Consider the following 18,992-nt stretch of genomic DNA (forward strand, 5'->3'; position numbering starts at 1 on the left):
CTACCCTTATATGACTCAGGTGAAAAAGGAGAGGAACGATAATGAAAATAGGGATTAGTTCGTATAGTTTGTACCAAGCGATGCAAGCTGGGGAAATGACGATTTTGGATGTGATTGATTATGTAGCCGATGCAGGTGCAGATCATATTGAGATTGTACCGGTTGGATTTGACCTGCTCAATAACATTGAGTTAGTAAATGATATAAAAAACAGAGCGAATGATAGAGGATTAGAGATTTCAAATTATGCAGTAGGCGCAAATTTCATTCAACATTCTAAAGAAGCATACGAAGAAGCCATTGACATAGTCAAGCATCATGTCGATATAGCCGCACGACTGGGTGCAACGCGAATGCGTCATGATGTAGCAAGTCGTAGTCTTCATGAAACATCGTATGCTTTTTTCGAAAAGGATTTGCCATTGCTTATTGATGCTTGTCGAGAAATAGCAGACTACGCAAAGCAATATAGCGTCATTACAAGTGTTGAAAATCATGGCTTTTATATTCAAGCAAGTGAACGAGTGCTACGGCTTGTTCGAGCCGTTGACCGAGACAATTTTAAAACAACCCTTGATGTAGGGAATTTTCTCTGTGTAGATGAGGATCCAATCGTTGGTGTAGCGAATAATCTCCCCTATGCGTCAATGGTTCATTTTAAAGACTTCTATTATCGAAAGGCAGACGAATTGCCAATTAAAGAAGGATGGCTACAAACAACCTCAGGTCGATACTTGCGAGGTGCCATTGTTGGACAAGGTGACATTCCGATTCGAGAAATTGTTACGCATATGCAAGAAAACAACTATGAAGGTTACGTCTCTATTGAATTTGAAGGCATGGAAGCGTGCCGTAAAGGAGCAAAGTTGGGGCTGGATACAATTAAGCATTTATGGAAAGAGGGCGTAAAGTCGTAGCATGAAAACAGACCGTCTTGTCAGTGAAGCGAGCTAGCCCAAAAGAGCCTAATTGGGTTCAGCTCTTTTTTTTGATTGTCGTAAAATCCCCCCTTAACTGGAGTTGAAATAAATTATGATACACTACATGTAAGTACGTGAAAAAGGTAGGGCATTAAAATGAAGAAAAAGCAGCGGTTTGAAGTGAAGGAAGGCGAATCAATTGACGAGTGCTTGCAGCGAATGCAGCAGCTTGGTTATCAACCAATAAAACGAATGGAAAAACCTGTTTTTACAGAAGTAAAAGGAAAAGAGCCAGTCTGGAAAAAACAACAAATTATGTTTGAGGGTATTCTCATTGATAACCAACAGGAAAAGAGCTAGCTAAACTTGTAAAGCCCTACTGTCGTTCATTTGCAGTAGGGCTTTTTCGTATTAACTTCTTCTTTTGATAAATGCTTGAGTGAAATAATGTGGAAAGACTGCATGAGCAAGCATGACGATACCGTTTAGCATGAGCAGCAAAGCGAAAAAGACAACGAGCATATCGTTATGCGTAAAAAGCAACGTCAATAAATAAAGGAAAAAACCATTTAAGATCATTGATGGTAGTAGCGATTTAGTTAAACCTATTAGAAACGTAGATGGAGCAGCAATGAGTAAAAAAAAGAACATAAAGGCTAATAAATGCAGGTCATTTATTCCAAAAAACACAACAAGAATAGGTGTGGCCCAACATGCCATAAGCACGCCAATCGTTATAGATGAAAGCCAAAATGAATCAACCTCCAACTCTTTCTGGAAGAACCCTCGCCAACCAATCTCTAATAACGCAGTAATGAAGAAGAGATAAAACCACCATTGATGAAACAGTCCGAATTCACTTGGAAAAGAGATGCGATATATTCCAATAAAAGCGAGTGGAATGATTAGGCTCAGCAGCCACGCTAGCGTTGGTTTTGCTGTTAAAAATAGAGAGTGAGCTAAAGAGCGGTTTGTAGTCGACTCGTGCACAATGACAGCAGATACAGCTGGTGCAAGACAAGCAAAAAATAAAAAATATTGAGGAGGCAGATCAGGTCTCGCTAACAGTAACGCAACCATACTCCAAGATAAGCCGAAAGCAATAAACAAAAATGACCGTTTAATTCGTTGTTCAAAGGAGCGCACCCTATTTCCTCCTTATATAGGCATTTACCATAGCTTATGCAAATGTAGAGAGAAAGTGAGTCTTTTTCCTTTTGTGTTAAAAGCGAACATTGTGAAAAGACATTTGTATAAATGTTCGACTATATGTTGACATGAGACAGATTCCTGCGTAAACTGAAAGTGCGAATTGGAATGAAAACGAATATATCACCTCATATAATCTCAGGAATAAGGCCTGAACGTTTCTACCTAACGACCGTAAATTGTTAGACTATGGGGAAAGACAAAAGCGCTTATTTAGGCTTTAACGACACAGTAGTCGTCTTTTCTCTTATGTAGATTATGGACGAACTGTGTTTTTTCTTTTTTTAGAAAAAGGTATCGGGGGATGAAGATGAACCAACCACGAATTGGCGTCATAATGGGAAGCACGTCAGATTGGCCGACGATGAAACATGCATGTGATGTGTTAGATGAATTAGGCGTAGCGTATGAAAAAGAAGTTGTTTCTGCTCATCGAACGCCAGATTTAATGTTTGAATATGCAGAGCAAGCCCTTCATAAAGGACTAAACGTGATAATTGCTGGAGCGGGAGGCGCAGCTCACTTACCTGGTATGGTAGCCGCTAAAACGACAGTACCTGTCATAGGTGTGCCCATTCAATCGAAGGCATTAAATGGATTGGATTCTCTTCTTTCGATTGTACAAATGCCTGGAGGTGTCCCGGTTGCTACTGTTGCAATTGGAAAAGCAGGAGCAACGAATGCAGGACTTTTGGCAGCACAAATTCTTGGAATAGAAGATACACGTATACAGGAACGCTTACAGGCAAGAAGAGAAAAAATTAGACAGACGGTGATGGATCATCGGGGTGATTTACAATGACCATTGTTCAACCAGGAAGCACGATTGGCATTATTGGTGGTGGTCAGCTAGGGAGAATGATGGCGTTGTCTGCAAAAGCAATGGGGTATCGAATTGCTGTGCTTGATCCGACTCCGGACGCACCTTGTGCTCAAGTGGCAGATCATGTCATTACGGCTTCTTACGATGATTATGAAGCTTGCAAAGAACTGGCAGCAATGAGTGATGTCATTACGTATGAATTTGAAAATATTGATGAACAAGCAGCCGCGCAATTATTGGCGGTTAGTGACTTTCCACAAGGATATCAAGTGCTGGCGACAACACAGCATCGATTAAAGGAAAAACAGGCATTACGTCAACTTCATGTGCCTGTTGCTCCGTTTGCTTCTATTCAATCTCTTCATGATCTAGAAGAAGCCGTTGCGATAACGAACTTTCCGGCGGTATTGAAAACGTGCCGAGGTGGTTACGATGGAAAAGGACAGAAAGTGGTTCATACATGGGATGAACTGACAGAGGCCGCAGAGAACCTCCTTACTTATGGTGAGCTTGTTTTAGAAGCTTTTGTTCCCTTTACTTGTGAAGTTTCAGTGATTGCAACAAAATCTCGTCATGGTGAGATTGCGATTTTTCCAGTAGTGGAAAACGAACACCAAGACAGTATTTTGCATCGTACGATTGTGCCAGCTCGTGTTAGTGAATTAGTGGAAAAGAAAGCAAAACAAATTGCCATGCAGATTGTTGATGGACTCGAAGTGGTTGGGACGTTAGCGGTTGAGATGTTTGTAACAGTTGAGAACAAATTAGTTGTGAATGAACTTGCCCCTAGACCGCACAATTCTGGGCATTATACAATAGAGGCTTGTAAGACCTCTCAATTTGAACAGCATATCCGTGCCATTTGTGGGTTACCACTAGGGGAAACGACGTTGCTAACTCCTGCTGTTATGGAAAATCTACTCGGAGAGCATGTTGCACCGCTTATGGAACGTTTGAATGAACTGAACAGCATTTCCCTTCATTTATATGGAAAGAAAGAAGCCAAATGGAAGCGGAAAATGGGTCATTTAACAGTGCTCGGAGAAGATACAACAAGGTGTTTGCAAACCCTTGATGCCTTTTGGGAGAAAAAAATGAAAGTCTTGGAGGAAATAGAATGATTGAACGTTATACTCGTCCTGAAATGGGTGCCATTTGGACCGATGAAAACCGTTATCAAGCGTGGCTAGAAGTGGAAATTGTTGCGTGTGAGGCGTGGGCGGAGCTTGGCGAAATTCCGGAAGAAGATGTGAAAAAAATTCGTGAAAATGCGAGCTTCGATGTGAACCGAATCTTAGAAATTGAAGAGGAAACGCGCCATGATGTTGTTGCATTTACTCGAGCCGTTTCAGAAACATTGGGTGAAGAACGCAAGTGGGTGCACTACGGTCTTACATCAACAGATGTTGTTGATACAGCGTTATCCTACTTACTGAAGCAAGCAAATGATATTCTTGCAGCTGATCTTAATCGATTCTTAGACATTATTAAACAAAAAGCAAACGAACATAAATTTACCATTATGATGGGCCGTACTCACGGTGTCCATGCTGAACCAACGACGTTCGGTTTAAAGCTTGCTCTATGGTATGAAGAAATGAAACGTAATATTGAACGTTTTGAACATGCTGCAGAAGGTGTTCGTTTTGGAAAACTATCTGGAGCTGTCGGAACCTATGCAAATATTGATCCACGTGTAGAAGAAATTGTTTGTAAGAAACTTGGGCTAAATCCAGCGCCAATTTCTACACAAACGCTACAGCGTGACCGTCATGCGGAATATATGGCGAGTTTAGCTCTTATCGCTACGTCGATTGAAAAATTCGCTGTTGAAATTCGTGGACTTCAAAAAAGCGAACTTCGAGAAGTAGAAGAGTTTTTTGCCAAAGGGCAAAAAGGCTCATCAGCAATGCCACATAAACGAAATCCCATTGGCTCTGAAAATATGACCGGCTTGGCTCGACTCATTCGCGGCTATATGAATACTGCTTATGACAATGTTGTACTTTGGCATGAGCGTGACATTTCTCACTCGTCAGCTGAGCGTGTTATTTTACCAGATGCAACCATTACATTAAATTACATGTTAAATCGTTTCGGAAACATTGTGAAGAATTTAACGGTGTTTCCTGAGAATATGAAGCGAAATATGACACGTACGTACGGATTAATTTATTCCCAGCGTGTATTGCTCAGTTTAATTGATAAAGGGATGGTACGTGAAGAAGCGTATGATTTGGTTCAGCCAAAAGCGACTCAAGCTTGGGAAGAAGGCGTGCAATTCCGCGAACTCATTGAAAATGAGCCGAAAATTACCGACGTGCTTTCGAATGAAGAATTAGATGAGTGCTTTAATTATGAACACCATATGAAACACGTGGATACCATTTTTAATCGTTTAGGAATAAACGAGTAAAATTCGTTAACGAAGGGCTGATGACAACGTGACAAAACAAGACTTGCTCTATGAAGGTAAGGCAAAACGCATTTATCGGACAGAAGAAGCAGACACACTTTGGGTGGAGTACAAAGATGAAGCAACAGCATTCAATGGTGAAAAGAAAGATACAGTTCTAGGCAAAGCAAAGCTAAATAACGAGATTTCTTCGCATCTTTTTATGCGTCTTGCCGAGCAGGGGATTCCGTCTCACTTTGTTCGGAGATTATCTGACACAGAACAGCTTGTCAAACAAGTAACAATTATCCCGTTAGAAGTGGTTGTCCGTAATGTGGTAGCAGGCAGTATGGCAAAACGTCTTGGTATAGAAGAAGGAACAGCCCTTCCAAGACCCATTGTTGAATTTTACTATAAAGACGATGCCCTCGGTGATCCTTTGATCACTGAGGACCATATCGGTCTTTTAGCAGCAGCAAGTCAAAATGAAGTAGAAACGTTAAAAAGGATGGCATTAGCGGTCAATGAACAGTTGAGTGAATTATTTGACGGTATTAACGTTCGTTTAATTGATTTCAAACTTGAATTCGGACGCACAAAAGAAGGAACGATCCTTTTAGCGGATGAAATCTCGCCTGATACATGTCGATTGTGGGATAAAGATACGAACCAACGACTTGATAAAGATTTGTTTCGACGTAATATTGGTAATCTTCAAGAAGGTTATCAAGAGATTTTAAATCGACTCACCGTTTAAAACAAGCAAACTATTAATCTACCTATGGGGGTAACGACATGTATAAAGTAAAGGTGTATGTAACATTACGTGAAAGTGTTTTAGATCCACAAGGAGTTGCTGTAAAAGATGCACTCCACACAATGAACTATGCAGAAGTAGCAGATGTTCGAATTGGGAAGTATTTAGAACTACAGCTTGAAGATGTGGCAAATGTAGATGAGCGAGTAAAAGAAATGTGTGAAAAGCTACTTGCGAATACGGTTATTGAAGATTATCGCTTTGATGTGGAGGAGGTTGTCCCATCATGAAGTTTGCAGTCATTGTCTTTCCCGGTTCCAACTGTGATGCCGACATGTACCATGCTATTAAAGATGGATTAGGTGAAGAGGTAGAGTATGTATTTCATACTGAGACATCATTAGATGGTTATGATGCTGTGTTATTGCCAGGTGGATTCTCCCACGGAGACTATTTGCGTTCGGGTGCAATTGCTCGGTTCGCTCCTATTATGCCGGCTGTTGTGGAGGCAGCGAACGCTGGAAAGCCGGTGCTAGGTGTATGTAACGGATTTCAAATTCTACTAGAGTCAGGCTTATTGCCAGGAGCAATGAAGCGTAACATTGACTTAAAATTTATTTGTCGTAATGTCGAGCTTCGAGTTGAAAACAATGAGACAGTATTCACATCTTCTTACAAGCAAGGCGAAACCGTCCTTATTCCAGTTGCCCATGGTGAAGGGAATTATGAGTGTGATGATGAAACGTATGAGAAAATGCTAGCCAACAAGCAAATCGTTTTTCGCTACAACGAGCATGTAAATGGTTCAAAAGCGCAAATTGCCGGAATTGTAAATGAACAAGGGAATGTGCTCGGTATGATGCCACACCCTGAGCGAGCTGTCGATTCACTACTCGGAAATCAGCAAGGTCTGGCGCTATTTACATCGATTTTATCCAACTGGAGGGAATCTTATGTCACTACTTCTTGAGCCAAGTGCAGAAACAATTAAAGAGAAAAAACTTTATAAAGAAATGGGATTAACGGATGAAGAATTTACGTTAGCGGAAAGCATTGTCGGGCGCCCTTTAAATTTCACGGAGACTGGTTTATTCTCTGTCATGTGGTCCGAGCATTGTAGCTATAAAAATTCGAAAGTTTTGTTGAAAAAATTTCCTATAGATGGTGAAAAAGTACTGCAAGGACCAGGTGAAGGTGCTGGTATTATCGATATTGAAGACGAGCAAGCGGTTGTATTCAAAATTGAAAGTCACAATCACCCATCAGCGATTGAACCATATCAAGGCGCGGCAACAGGTGTTGGTGGAATTTTACGTGATGTGTTTTCAATGGGTGCTCGTCCAATTGCCTTGTTAAATTCTCTACGATTTGGAGAGCTACAGTCACCTAAAGTAAAGTACTTGTTTGAAGAAGTAGTAGCGGGTATTGCTGGCTATGGCAATTGTATAGGCGTGCCGACTGTGGGCGGAGAAGTCCAATTTGATCCTTGTTATGAAGCGAATCCGCTCGTGAATGCGATGTGTGTCGGTTTAATTGATCACAAGGATATTCAAAAAGGACAGGCTAAAGGTATCGGCAACACAGTTATGTATGTAGGTGCAAGTACTGGTAGAGATGGCATTCATGGCGCCACGTTTGCGTCAGAAGAATTAAGTGATTCATCCGATGAAAAGCGGCCAGCTGTGCAAGTGGGGGATCCATTTATGGAGAAGCTGCTTCTTGAGGCATGCCTTGAAGTGGTGAAATGTGACGCATTAATTGGAATTCAAGATATGGGTGCAGCAGGACTAACGTCTTCATCAGCAGAAATGGCGAGTAAGGCAGGTTCTGGTATTGAAATGAATTTAGATCTTGTTCCTCAGCGTGAAACAGGCATGACGCCTTACGAAATGATGTTATCTGAATCACAAGAACGAATGCTATTAGTCGTAGAAAAAGGGCGAGAAGACGAAATTAAAGCCATTTTTGAACACTGGAATCTCCATGCTGTTGAAGTTGGTGTTGTAACGGATGATCGTCGCTTACGTCTTCTTCACAACGGAGAAGTGGTTGCGGACGTGCCTGTAGATGCACTTGCGGAAGATGCCCCGGTTTATCACAAACCATCCCAGGTGCCAGCTTATTTTGAGGAATTTCAAGCAGAAGCACCATTTGTACCAACTATTTCTGATGCAAAAGAAACGCTTGTTCACTTGCTTGCACAACCAACGATTGCAAGCAAAGAGTGGGTTTACCAGCAGTATGATCATATGGTGCAGACGAATACGGTTGTGTCGCCTGGATCAGATGCTGCGGTTGTAAGAATTCGTGGAACAAAGAAAGCACTTGCCATGACAACAGATTGCAACTCACGCTACTTATACTTAGATCCTGAAGTCGGTGGAAAAATTGCGATCGCAGAAGCAGCAAGAAACATTGTTTGTTCAGGTGCAATACCACTTGGAGTGACGGATTGCTTAAACTATGGGAATCCAGAAAGACCAGAGATTTTTTGGCAACTAGAAAAATCAACAGACGGCTTGAGTGAAGCGTGTCGAGTGCTTGATACACCTGTAATTGGAGGGAATGTTTCGCTCTATAATGAACGCTCTGGAGGTGCAGTCTACCCAACGCCAGTTATTGGTATGGTTGGTCTCGTTGAAGATGTGTCATACATTACAACGCAAACGGTAAAAGAGGCTGGAGACATTTTATACGTCATTGGTGAAACGAAGCCAGAGTTTGGTGGGAGCGAGATCCAAAAAGTAATCCAAGGCAATTTATCCGGAAAAGCACCAACCATTGATTTAGAAGTGGAAAAAGATCGTCAACAGCAATTATTATCTGCGATTCGAGCAGGCATCGTTGCTTCTGCACATGATGTTGCTGAGGGTGGAATGGCTGTCGCCATTGCAGAAAAGCTATTCGGAACATCATTTGGCGCACAAGTGAATTGGACGAATGATGTAGCCGACTTATTTGCTGAAAGTCAGTCACGCTTTGTTGTAACAGTAAAAGAAGCGCACAGACAGCAGTTTGAACAAGTCGTTCGCGATGCAAAGCGTATTGGAACTGTAACAGCAGAGGAAACGCTTCAAATAACGACGGATGGAGAAACCATTCTGTCTGCTGCGGTAAAAGAACTTGAGTCAGCTTGGAAAGGGGCTATCCCATGTTTGCTGAAATCAAAGGATTAAATGAAGAGTGTGGTGTGTTTGCTGTATTTGGCCATAAAGATGCCGCGCAAATAACGTACTACGGCTTGCACAGTTTACAACATCGTGGGCAGGAGGGAGCTGGTATCGTCGTTTCTGACGGCGAAAAACTCTCTGCTCACAAAGGGCTTGGTCTCGTAAATGATGTCTTTAATCCAGATATTTTAGCGGGCTTGCACGGAAAAGCAGCGATTGGGCATGTTCGCTATGCAACAGCAGGTGGGGGTGGCTATGCGAACGTTCAGCCATTGTTTTTCAACTCGCAAAAAGGCGGCCTAGCTATTGCTCATAACGGAAACTTGGTTAACGCGAATCATCTTAAACATCAACTTGAAGCACAGGGGTCGATCTTTCAATCGACGTCTGATACGGAAGTGCTTGCTCACTTAATAAAACGTAGCGGCTATTATAGTTTAGAAGATCAAATGAAAAATGCGCTCTCCTCTTTAAAAGGTGCTTATGCATTTGCCGTATTAAATGAACGCCAATTAATGGTTGCGTTAGACCCAAATGGATTACGTCCACTATCGATTGGACGGTTAGGTGATGCTTATGTGGTTGCGTCTGAAACATGTGCGTTTGATATTGTAGGGGCATCGTTTGAGCGTGAAGTATTGCCTGGAGAACTATTAGTCATTGATGATACAGGGATGCGAAGCGAGCGCTTTGTTTCCCCTGGCAATCGTGCTATTTGCAGTATGGAATATGTGTATTTTGCAAGACCTGATTCGAATGTGGATCACATCAACGTTCATACGGCTCGAAAAAGTTTAGGAAAGCAGTTAGCAATTGAGTCTCCAATTGAAGCCGATGTGGTGACAGGTGTCCCAGATTCGAGTATTTCGGCAGCCATTGGCTATGCAGAACAAGCGGGCATTCCTTATGAACTTGGCATGATTAAGAACCGGTATGTCGGAAGAACGTTCATTCAACCATCACAAGAGTTAAGAGAGCAAGGCGTTAAAATGAAACTTTCCCCTGTTCGTGGTGTGGTAGAAGGAAAACGTGTCGTTATGATTGATGACTCTATTGTGCGTGGGACGACGAGTAGACGAATTGTCAACATGTTACGAGAAGCCGGTGCCGTTGAAGTTCATGTCCGTATTTCATCACCACCAATAAAGAATCCGTGCTTTTATGGCATTGATACATCAACAACAGAAGAACTCATTGCTTCTTCTCATTCAATCGAAGAAATGAGAGAAATGATGGGTGCCGATAGCTTGGCATTTTTATCAACGGAAGGGTTAAAAGTAGGAATTGGTCGCTCAGAAGCGATGCATAACTGCGGACAATGTTTAGCTTGCTTTACAGGAGAGTACCCAACGGAAATTTATGCGGATACGCTACATCCACATGCAAAACTTTAAGAGAAGAAGTGGAGGAATTCAATGTGTCACAAGCATATAAACAAGCAGGCGTTGACATAGAAGCTGGTTACGAAGCTGTAAAACGTATGAAAGCCCATGTAGAACGGACAAAACGACAAGGTGTATTAGGTGGTTTAGGTGGATTTGGTGGGAATTTCGACTTATCCCATCTAGGGCTGAAAGAACCTGTTCTTGTTTCGGGGACAGATGGTGTGGGAACGAAGCTTATGCTTGCCTTTATGGCGAATCAGCATGATACAATCGGCCAAGATGCAGTTGCCATGTGTGTGAATGACATCGTTGTTCAAGGAGCAGAGCCGCTGTTCTTTTTAGATTATTTAGCTCTTGGCAAAGCCGATCCTGCTAAAATTGAAGCAATTGTCAAGGGTGTTGCAGACGGATGCGAATTAGCAGGTTGTGCTCTCATTGGCGGAGAAACGGCGGAAATGCCTGGGATGTACAGTGAAGAAGAATATGATTTAGCTGGTTTTTCTGTCGGTGCCGTTGAGAAAAGCCAGATGATCACTGGACAGTCTATCGAGGCTGGTGACGTACTTATTGGTTTGGCTTCAAGTGGACTTCATTCAAATGGTTTTTCGCTTGTCCGTAAGCTATTGCTTGAACAGGCCGGTCTTTCGTTGGAGAGTGTTCCTAAAGAGCTAGGAAAGCCGCTTGTGGAGGAACTGCTTACACCGACTAAAATTTACGTCAAACCTGTTCTTGAAGCTGTCCGGTCGCAGCTTGTAAAAGGGGCAGCACATATTACGGGTGGTGGGTTTTATGAAAACATCCCAAGAATGCTTCCAGAAGGTTTAGGCGCAGAAATTGATTATGGATCATGGCCAATTCCTGCGATTTTTTCATTTATAAAAGATCAAGGATCGTTGTCGGATCAGGATCTGTTCTCAACATTTAATATGGGTATTGGTATGGTGCTTACAGTAACAGAAGAACGCCTTCATGAAGCAATTCGCTGTCTAGAAGACGCTGGAGAGAAAGCCTATATTATTGGTAGAGTGACTGGCCAATCAGGTATTACAATTGGAAGTATTCAGCCATGAGGCTAGCGATCTTTGCCTCTGGCTCTGGTACAAATGCGGAGAATCTGATTAAACAAACACAAAATGGATCAGCTAAAGGAGACGTTGTACTCGTTGTCAGCGATAAACGACAGGCGCCTGTTCTTAAAAAAGCAAGTCAATTAGGAGTAGAGACTGCAGAAGTCATTCCGAACAGCTTTGTAAATAAACAAGCATATGAAGGACACTTGATTGAACGATTAAACGCAGCTAAAGTAGAGCTGATCCTATTAGCTGGCTATATGCGTCTGATTGGATCTGTACTCTTGCAAGCGTATGAAGGAAGAATCGTAAACATCCATCCTTCTTTGCTGCCGCATTTCCCAGGTCTTGATGCAGTTGGACAAGCACTTGAAGCAAAAGCAAAGGAAACTGGTGTTACCATCCATTATGTCGATGCAGGCATGGATACAGGTCCGGTGATCGCCCAAGAAAAAATAGCGATTGCGTTAGATGAAAATCATGCTTCATTAACAAAAAAAATTCAAGCAGTCGAGCACCAACTTTACCCACAGGTTGTCAATCAGCTTGTGGCAGAAAAGACTAGGGGAGAAAACGAATGAAAAAACGTGCACTCGTAAGCGTATCAAATAAAGATGGACTGATACCATTTGTTAATGGGCTAGTAGAAAAGGATATCGAGATTCTTTCAACGGGTGGAACAAAGCGCTCGTTAGAAGAAGCAGGAATTCCAGTAAAGAATGTATCGGACGTCACAGCTTTCCCAGAAATTTTAGATGGGCGAGTGAAAACGTTACACCCTTCCATCCATGGCGGATTACTTGCTAGACGTGATAAAACCGAACATATGGAACAAATTGACGAATTAGCGATTACACCGATAGATTACGTAATTGTCAATCTTTACCCATTTGCCGAAACGATTGCAAAGCCAGATGCTTCTTTTGACGATGCAATTGAAAACATCGATATTGGTGGGCCAAGTATGCTACGTTCTGCAGCGAAAAATCATGCGGATGTGACAGTTATTGTGGATCCAGCTGATTACGAGGCCGTTCTTGCTAGCTTAGAAGAAAGCGATGAGCAACAACGTTCTTTTCGTAAAAAGCTAGCTGCTAAAGTATTTCGCCATACCGCTGCTTACGATGCTCTAATTGCTTCTTATTTAACAGGAGCGGTGGGCGAGCGTCATCCAGAATCGTTTACTGTTACATACACTCATAAGCAAGCCTTACGTTATGGTGAAAATCCCCATCAAAAAGCGGCATTTTACGAGAAAAGCACTGGATCAGCCTCTTCTATTGCAAAAGCGAAACAGCTACATGGAAAAGAGCTTTCTTACAATAATATTAATGATGCAAACGCGGCACTTGAAGTCATAAAAGAATTTACAGAACCAGCTGCTGTTGCCATTAAGCATATGAATCCATGTGGTGTAGCAACTGGCGAGTCAATTGCTACCGCCTTTAATCGCGCTTATGAAGCAGATTCAAAATCAATATTTGGTGGCATTGTAGCCCTTAACCGTGAAGTGGATAAAGAAACAGCACAGACAATGAGTGAGATTTTCTTAGAGGTCATTCTTGCTCCACAATTTAGCCCAGAAGCGAAAGCGATTTTGACGAAGAAAAAAAACATTCGCTTACTAGAAGTAGCAGTAGATAAAGGCGAAACAGAAGATAAGCTGACGTCCATTCACGGTGGCTTATTGTTACAAGAAGAAGATACGCTAGGGTTGGATGATGCGGAACTTCATGTTGTGACAAAGCGCGAGCCGACTGAAGAAGAGTGGACAGCGTTATCTTTAGGATGGAAAGTCGTCAAGCATGTCAAATCAAATGCCATCGTTTTAGCTAATGGTGAGATGACAGTCGGTGTTGGTGCTGGACAAATGAATCGTGTTGGTTCTGCAGCAATAGCCATTGAACAGGCAGGCGAGCGAGCAAAAGGGGCGGTGCTTGCATCTGATGCGTTTTTCCCTTACGGTGATACAGTAGAAACAGCAGCGAAAGCAGGCATAACAGCGATTATTCAACCTGGAGGATCTGTTCGAGATGATGAATCGATCCAAAAGGCAGATGAATATGGCATTGCGATGGTGTTTACTGGATTACGTCATTTTAAACATTAAGGGGGACACGATTCATGAATGTATTAATCATTGGAAACGGTGGAAGAGAGCATGCGATTGCTTGGAGTGCAGCAAACAGCACGCTTGTTGAAACGGTCTATATAGCGCCAGGTAATGATGGCATGGCTGACCTTGGGGTTTGCCTTGGGCTTGAATCAACCGATCACGATGCACTTGTGCAGTTTGCCATACAAAGTGACATTGGCTTAGTTATTGTCGGACCAGAGATTCCTTTATTAGAAGGGTTAGTCGACCGATTTGAGCTTGAAGAGATACCTGTATTTGGTCCAAGGAAAGAGGCGGCCATACTTGAAGGATCTAAGTCGTTTGCAAAAGAATTAATGCATCAGTACAGTATACCCACAGCAGTATCAAAAACGTTTACTGAGTTTGAAGCCGCAGCAAGTTATGTAAGGGCAGAGGGAGCACCAATTGTTATAAAAGCAGATGGTCTTGCGGCAGGAAAAGGCGTAACTGTTGCATTAACTGAAGAAGAAGCCATTGGTGCACTTCATCATATTCTAGTCGATCATGGGTTTGGCGAAGCTGGTGCCAAAGTCGTCATTGAAGAATACCTTGAAGGGGAAGAACTATCATTAATGGCATTCGTTAAGGGGACAACTGTCATTCCACTGGTTCCGGCGCAAGATCATAAGCGAGCATATGATGGAGATAAAGGTCCAAACACAGGTGGCATGGGCGCATACTCACCCGTACCTCAGTTTTCAGACCATGACGTTGAAGAGGCTGTAAGAAAAATTCTACAACCAACAGCCGATGCGATGGTGGAGGAGGGGCGCTCTTTTACTGGCGTTCTTTATGCAGGCTTAATGATGACTGCTCATGGCCCAAAAGTCATCGAATTTAATGCGCGCTTTGGTGACCCAGAAACACAAGTAGTCTTGCCACGTTTAGAATCGGACTTAATTGACGTGATGCTACGTGTTCTAAACGAACAACCGGTTCAGTTAAAATGGAAAAAAGAAGCGGTGGTGGGTGTTGTTCATGCAAGTGTAGGATATCCACAGGGCTATGCAAAAGGTGTTGTCATAGAAGGAATAGAAGAAGCAGCTAAGGCAGGGCTTGTTTTCCATGCTGGTACAAAACAGTCTTCGACAAATTGGAAAACAAACGGTGGTAGAGTCCTACTCGTCGCTGGTACAGGAGAAACCATTGAAAAGGCGCAGCAACACGCGTACCAAGTAAGCGAATATGTTACGAGTGAAGGCTTATTTTACCGTAAAGATATCGCGCATAAAGCGTTACAGTCTATTTAACACGAAACCAAGATAGCCAGGGGATGGGTTATCTTGGTTTTTTTAGGGAAAGGTTACTAGTAATTAACAAAATTGAATGGCAGTCCTAGATAAAGCAAGACCAAAATTGCCTAGAGAAGAGGCGATTTTGGTTTTTTGTATGGAAGAAACATAAAAAAACCTATTTGTGGCATTCCTAAATGAAGGTGATGTCATTTTAGCCGAAAAAGGGGAGGGATTCGTTTGGGGAAAATGGATATACAGACAACGATTGCGACTCTGTCGAAGTCAGCGGACTTTGTCGTTGACAAGACGCACTCTAATCAGTCATTGCGTTATTATTACCTCTCTTCTCTTATGAGAGACAAGCACTCCTTTCACAAAGTGATTGAATACATAAAGACGAATAAACATGTTCCCATTGAAGAACTAGGAGCTCATTTACCAATTGAACGAGTAGAATCTGTGCATACAGGTGAAGAGTTTAGCACGCAAATTATGCGCGGGGCTCTATTAATTGGAAATCCAGACAAGCTCAATTCCTTTATCGCCCTACCATTAAAAAAGCATGATGGTCGTGAAGTAACGATTACCGAAAATGAGTACACCGTAGCCGGTCCAAAAGAAGGCCTTATTGAAGATCTTGATGTGAATTTAAACTTAATTCGGAAACGAATTGCGGTTCCTGAATTAATTGTAGATGAAATGACGGTAGGTAGGTTAAGCAAGAGTAGGTTGGCGATGATTTATATAGAAGATGTTGCTGATAATCAACTTGTTCAAACGGTAAAGCAGCGACTTGCAGACATGGATTACGATGAATTCGTTGACATTACACAAGTAAGCCAGCTTATAACGGATAATCCCAATTCTCCCTTTGCCCAATTATTAGAAACAGAACGACCTGATCGGGTTGCTTCAAGTATTACAGAAGGAAAAGTCGTTCTAGTTCTGGACGGCTCGCCTCTTGCTTTAATTGGTCCAACCAATTTAATTGAATTCTTTTCTTCACCGGATGATTACTATGATCAATGGCCAGTAGGAATGTTTATTCGTTTATTAAGAATTTGTGCGGTTATTTTTTCAGTCATTGCCACTTCTTTCTATATTGCAATTACAACATTTCACCATGAACTCATACCAGATGACTTGCTAATTACAATGGTGGCGACAAGGATAGAAGTTCCGTATCCACCGATTGTTGAAGTGCTTATTTTAGAGCTGACGATTGAATTGTTACGGGAAGCAGGAGCAAGACTCCCTGAAAGAATCGGTCAAACAATCGGAATCGTTGGGGGTATCGTAATCGGTACTGCCATTGTTGAAGCATCGCTTGCCAGTAGTGTTCTTTTAATTATCGTGGCGTTAACGGCCCTTGCATCCTTTACCACACCGATTTATCAAATGGGAAATACCATTCGACTCCTACGTTTTCCGTTTATCTTGCTTGCGCAGCTCTATGGGTTTATCGGCATTTCCATTTGTCTATTGCTTTGTATCTATCATTTACTAACCTTGAAATCTTTTGGCCACCCTTATTTAACACCTGTGTACCCATTACGTATTAAGGACTTTAAAGACTCTTTTTTTCGATTGCCTATTTGGTTTCAGGGAAAGCGACCTGAGACATTACGGACAAAGAAGCAAGATCGATTTACACGCCATAAAAAAGTAAAAGCGAAGCAAGATATTGAAGAATTATAAGCATGTGAAGACGGAAGGAGGTTCACCATGAATATAAAGAACCATCAAGTCTCATCTTTTTTTGCGCTTTTCCTTGTGTTCTTTATGCAAATTGGTGTTGGTATCTTTACGTTTCAAAAAAGTATAGCAGGAATTGTTGGAAATGATGGATGGATCGCCATTATGTTTTCAGCGGCAAGCGTTTTGGTGGTTATTCGTCTCATTTATTACATCATGGATGATGGAATGACAATTGCAGACATTCATACTCGTTTTTTTGGTAAGTATGTCGGAAAGATAGTCGACGTTTTCTTTATTCTCTATTTTTGTTTGTTCGCTTCTACCATCGTTGTTATTTATGTGGATATGGTCATCATTTGGGTATTTCCTGACATGTATCATGGAATTTTAATTTTTATTATGCTAGCACTAGCTTTGCTGTTCACACGTTCAGGCTTTCGAACCATTATGGGCTTGAGTGTGTTAACCATTTTTATGACAGTCCCGTTATTGCTGTACTCTAATTATCCTCAAGGCCTATTGCAAGTCCATAATCTTACCCCTGTTTGGAATCATTCCATACGTGACGTAATGAGTGCATCAAGAGAGATGACGTTTCAATTTCTAGGATTTGAAGTGTTGTTAGTAGCGTTCCCTTTTATTAAAAATGCAAAGCATTCTGCTAAGTGGGCACAATTGGGTGTTATATTGAGCATGTGTGTTTATTTATTCACGTATATTCTCGTTTACCTTGTATTCACAGAAAATCACTTAGTTAATATCATATGGCCTACGTTATCCGTTTGGAGAATGGAGTATCTAGGTATTTCAATTTGGCTTCTTATCTTGCTGCCAAATATTTGTATGTATTTATGGGCCGCAAGCTATCTTGGGAAACGAACAATCGGTTGGAAGCAAAAGCATTGGCTATTGGTACTTGTCATCCTTGTTTTTACGAGTGCTTTGCTTGGAAGGCGTTTTTTTAGCTTAACTGAGGTGCAGCATGTCATTAATGAATTAGGCTTTTACACCTTGTATTTTTACATCCCCTTTCTCGCGGTTCTAACGTTTATTTTTAAAAAAAGGATGAGACGCCATGCAAAAAAGAAGCATACTTAGTGCGGTGTTCATTGCTTTATTACTTTTATCTTCGTGCACACCCCATATGCAACTAAATGAAGATATTCAGTATTTACAAGCACTCGCTCATGATTTGAAAGACAACGGAGATGTGGAAACGACCGGAATTACAACCATCATTGTGCCTGCGGATGAAAAGCTACCTGAGAGTGAATTAATAAAAATAGAAAACCCTCATCTCGCTGGATTGTTTCAAGGTTTACAAGCTGAAACCCCTCGTCTTGTTGATACAAGTCGAACAAGGCTTCATATATTTAGCGAGAAATTTGCAAAAGAAGAAGGGCTATTTAGCACGTTAGATTCAATTCAGCGAAATCCTACCATTGAGCAAAATTTAAAGCTGCTGATTAGTAGAGGCAATGCAAGTGATCTCTTTAATGCTGAGTTTCCATTCCAATCAACGGCTCAACAACACATACTCAATCTTATTGATAAAAATGAAATTGAACAGTTACCTAAAACGAGCATGCATGAGTTTTTATACCGCTATTATGCGTCAGGCACTGATCCTTTTTTGCCTATCATTGACCACATTGACAATCGTGTAAAGGTAACGGGGCTTGCTTTTTTTAAAGAGGATCAGTATAAAACTGAAATAAACTTGGAACAAAGCAGCTATTTTAGAAAATTATTTGAAAAGACCACACAGGGAAATGCGTACGTTCCCCTAGGAGAAGATAGAGGGATTGTGTACCGCTATTTAAAGTCTAAACCAAAGTGGCAAGTGAATGTCATGGATGATGACCAAATAAACATTTCCGTAGAAATAAAGATTGAAGGTACTCTTAGACAAAAAAAAGAAATCGGAATTGAAGAATTTAGTACAAGCGATCTCGAAGAAAAATCTAAAAAGCATTTCCAAGAGGCGTTTCAAGAAATGATCACGTTTTTACAAGAAAACAAGCTCGACCCAATTGGTGTCACAGAAGTTGTAAGGCAACATGTTCGCGGAATAGATAGTGAAAAGTGGAAGGAAGAGGAATACCCTTTCACTACTATCGATGTGGATGTTCAATTCCAAATTAATAATATGGGTGCCGTTAAATAAAGAAAACAAATGTCACTCTATTCGTT

Annotated in this window: 18 protein-coding genes and 1 riboswitch; of the genes, 17 read left to right on the top strand and 1 reads right to left on the bottom strand. The window is 41.6% G+C overall.

All coding sequences use genetic code 11. The features are described from left to right. The first annotated feature begins 41 nt into the window (after positions 1 to 41). Complete coding sequence (locus PQ477_RS13440) at positions 42 to 917, top strand: sugar phosphate isomerase/epimerase family protein (protein ID WP_274272172.1); 876 nt, start codon at positions 42 to 44, stop codon at positions 915 to 917. A 159-nt stretch (positions 918 to 1,076) separates the two neighbouring features. Beyond that, positions 1,077 to 1,280 (top strand): NETI motif-containing protein, encoded by a 204-nt coding sequence (locus PQ477_RS13445; protein WP_035393286.1) that lies wholly within the window; start codon positions 1,077 to 1,079, stop codon positions 1,278 to 1,280. A gap of 51 nt (positions 1,281 to 1,331) precedes the next feature. Here PQ477_RS13445 and PQ477_RS13450 read toward each other — a convergent pair whose 3' ends face one another. Beyond that, entirely contained in the window at positions 1,332 to 2,066 is a 735-nt protein-coding gene (locus tag PQ477_RS13450) for a hypothetical protein (RefSeq protein ID WP_035393284.1), read from the bottom strand. Positions 2,067 to 2,237: 171 nt separating this feature from the next. Continuing rightward, a riboswitch (purine riboswitch) is annotated at positions 2,238 to 2,339 on the top strand. A 100-nt stretch (positions 2,340 to 2,439) separates the two neighbouring features. Here PQ477_RS13450 and purE point away from each other — a divergent pair. From purE to PQ477_RS13525, 15 genes are all read left to right on the top strand, one after another. Continuing rightward, entirely contained in the window at positions 2,440 to 2,931 is a 492-nt protein-coding gene (gene purE / locus PQ477_RS13455; protein WP_035393283.1) for a 5-(carboxyamino)imidazole ribonucleotide mutase, read from the top strand. After that, positions 2,928 to 4,073: a 5-(carboxyamino)imidazole ribonucleotide synthase gene (gene purK, locus PQ477_RS13460; protein WP_274272173.1), complete on the top strand. Its 1,146-nt coding sequence runs from the start codon at positions 2,928 to 2,930 to the stop codon at positions 4,071 to 4,073. Before purE ends, purK begins: the two co-directional genes overlap by 4 nt. Next, positions 4,070 to 5,368, top strand: a complete 1,299-nt coding sequence (gene purB / locus PQ477_RS13465; protein WP_144558454.1) for an adenylosuccinate lyase — start codon at positions 4,070 to 4,072, stop codon at positions 5,366 to 5,368. Before purK ends, purB begins: the two co-directional genes overlap by 4 nt. Positions 5,369 to 5,396: 28 nt before the next feature. Next, positions 5,397 to 6,104, top strand: coding sequence for a phosphoribosylaminoimidazolesuccinocarboxamide synthase (gene purC, locus PQ477_RS13470; protein WP_144558455.1), 708 nt, complete (start codon positions 5,397 to 5,399; stop codon positions 6,102 to 6,104). 38 nt (positions 6,105 to 6,142) lie between these two features. Then, complete coding sequence (gene purS / locus PQ477_RS13475) at positions 6,143 to 6,394, top strand: phosphoribosylformylglycinamidine synthase subunit PurS (RefSeq protein WP_035393278.1); 252 nt, start codon at positions 6,143 to 6,145, stop codon at positions 6,392 to 6,394. After that, positions 6,391 to 7,074, top strand: coding sequence for a phosphoribosylformylglycinamidine synthase subunit PurQ (gene purQ / locus PQ477_RS13480; RefSeq protein WP_035393277.1), 684 nt, complete (start codon positions 6,391 to 6,393; stop codon positions 7,072 to 7,074). Before purS ends, purQ begins: the two co-directional genes overlap by 4 nt. Further along, entirely contained in the window at positions 7,058 to 9,280 is a 2,223-nt protein-coding gene (gene purL, locus PQ477_RS13485) for a phosphoribosylformylglycinamidine synthase subunit PurL (RefSeq protein ID WP_144558456.1), read from the top strand. The genes purQ and purL overlap by 17 nt, the downstream gene beginning before the upstream one ends. Continuing rightward, on the top strand, positions 9,256 to 10,668 hold the full coding sequence (gene purF, locus PQ477_RS13490) for an amidophosphoribosyltransferase (protein ID WP_144558457.1): 1,413 nt from the start codon (positions 9,256 to 9,258) through the stop codon (positions 10,666 to 10,668). Before purL ends, purF begins: the two co-directional genes overlap by 25 nt. A gap of 23 nt (positions 10,669 to 10,691) precedes the next feature. Then, positions 10,692 to 11,729, top strand: coding sequence for a phosphoribosylformylglycinamidine cyclo-ligase (gene purM, locus PQ477_RS13495; RefSeq protein ID WP_144558458.1), 1,038 nt, complete (start codon positions 10,692 to 10,694; stop codon positions 11,727 to 11,729). Continuing rightward, entirely contained in the window at positions 11,726 to 12,310 is a 585-nt protein-coding gene (gene purN, locus PQ477_RS13500; protein ID WP_035393273.1) for a phosphoribosylglycinamide formyltransferase, read from the top strand. The genes purM and purN overlap by 4 nt, the downstream gene beginning before the upstream one ends. Continuing rightward, positions 12,307 to 13,839, top strand: coding sequence for a bifunctional phosphoribosylaminoimidazolecarboxamide formyltransferase/IMP cyclohydrolase (gene purH, locus PQ477_RS13505; RefSeq protein ID WP_274272176.1), 1,533 nt, complete (start codon positions 12,307 to 12,309; stop codon positions 13,837 to 13,839). Before purN ends, purH begins: the two co-directional genes overlap by 4 nt. Positions 13,840 to 13,853: 14 nt before the next feature. Continuing rightward, positions 13,854 to 15,116: a phosphoribosylamine--glycine ligase gene (purD, locus tag PQ477_RS13510; protein ID WP_035393268.1), complete on the top strand. Its 1,263-nt coding sequence runs from the start codon at positions 13,854 to 13,856 to the stop codon at positions 15,114 to 15,116. A 231-nt stretch (positions 15,117 to 15,347) separates the two neighbouring features. Beyond that, a complete protein-coding gene (locus PQ477_RS13515) occupies positions 15,348 to 16,799 on the top strand; it encodes a spore germination protein (RefSeq protein ID WP_274273580.1) in 1,452 nt (483 codons plus the stop codon). 27 nt (positions 16,800 to 16,826) lie between these two features. After that, positions 16,827 to 17,897 carry a GerAB/ArcD/ProY family transporter gene (locus PQ477_RS13520; protein WP_274272177.1) on the top strand — a complete coding sequence of 357 codons (1,071 nt, stop codon included), beginning with the start codon at positions 16,827 to 16,829 and terminating at the stop codon, positions 17,895 to 17,897. Beyond that, positions 17,875 to 18,966: a Ger(x)C family spore germination protein gene (locus PQ477_RS13525; protein ID WP_081762024.1), complete on the top strand. Its 1,092-nt coding sequence runs from the start codon at positions 17,875 to 17,877 to the stop codon at positions 18,964 to 18,966. Before PQ477_RS13520 ends, PQ477_RS13525 begins: the two co-directional genes overlap by 23 nt. Positions 18,967 to 18,992: the final 26 nt, after the last annotated feature.

This window comes from Shouchella hunanensis, from assembly GCF_028735875.1.
Classification (GTDB): Bacteria; Bacillota; Bacilli; order Bacillales; family Bacillaceae_D; genus Shouchella; species Shouchella hunanensis.

Bases quoted from the DNA above. Each gene is read 5' to 3' on its own strand.
- purD (WP_035393268.1), top strand. From the start codon at position 13,854: ATGAATGTATTAATCATTGGAAACGGTGGAAGAGAGCATGCGATTGCT.
- purF (WP_144558457.1), top strand. From the start codon at position 9,256: ATGTTTGCTGAAATCAAAGGATTAAATGAAGAGTGTGGTGTGTTTGCT.
- purH (WP_274272176.1), top strand. From the start codon at position 12,307: ATGAAAAAACGTGCACTCGTAAGCGTATCAAATAAAGATGGACTGATA.
- purQ (WP_035393277.1), top strand. From the start codon at position 6,391: ATGAAGTTTGCAGTCATTGTCTTTCCCGGTTCCAACTGTGATGCCGAC.
- purB (WP_144558454.1), top strand. From the start codon at position 4,070: ATGATTGAACGTTATACTCGTCCTGAAATGGGTGCCATTTGGACCGAT.
- PQ477_RS13445 (WP_035393286.1), top strand. From the start codon at position 1,077: ATGAAGAAAAAGCAGCGGTTTGAAGTGAAGGAAGGCGAATCAATTGAC.
- PQ477_RS13440 (WP_274272172.1), top strand. From the start codon at position 42: ATGAAAATAGGGATTAGTTCGTATAGTTTGTACCAAGCGATGCAAGCT.
- PQ477_RS13520 (WP_274272177.1), top strand. From the start codon at position 16,827: ATGAATATAAAGAACCATCAAGTCTCATCTTTTTTTGCGCTTTTCCTT.
- purS (WP_035393278.1), top strand. From the start codon at position 6,143: ATGTATAAAGTAAAGGTGTATGTAACATTACGTGAAAGTGTTTTAGAT.
- PQ477_RS13515 (WP_274273580.1), top strand. From the start codon at position 15,348: ATGGATATACAGACAACGATTGCGACTCTGTCGAAGTCAGCGGACTTT.
- purL (WP_144558456.1), top strand. From the start codon at position 7,058: ATGTCACTACTTCTTGAGCCAAGTGCAGAAACAATTAAAGAGAAAAAA.
- purK (WP_274272173.1), top strand. From the start codon at position 2,928: ATGACCATTGTTCAACCAGGAAGCACGATTGGCATTATTGGTGGTGGT.
- PQ477_RS13525 (WP_081762024.1), top strand. From the start codon at position 17,875: ATGCAAAAAAGAAGCATACTTAGTGCGGTGTTCATTGCTTTATTACTT.
- purN (WP_035393273.1), top strand. From the start codon at position 11,726: ATGAGGCTAGCGATCTTTGCCTCTGGCTCTGGTACAAATGCGGAGAAT.
- purE (WP_035393283.1), top strand. From the start codon at position 2,440: ATGAACCAACCACGAATTGGCGTCATAATGGGAAGCACGTCAGATTGG.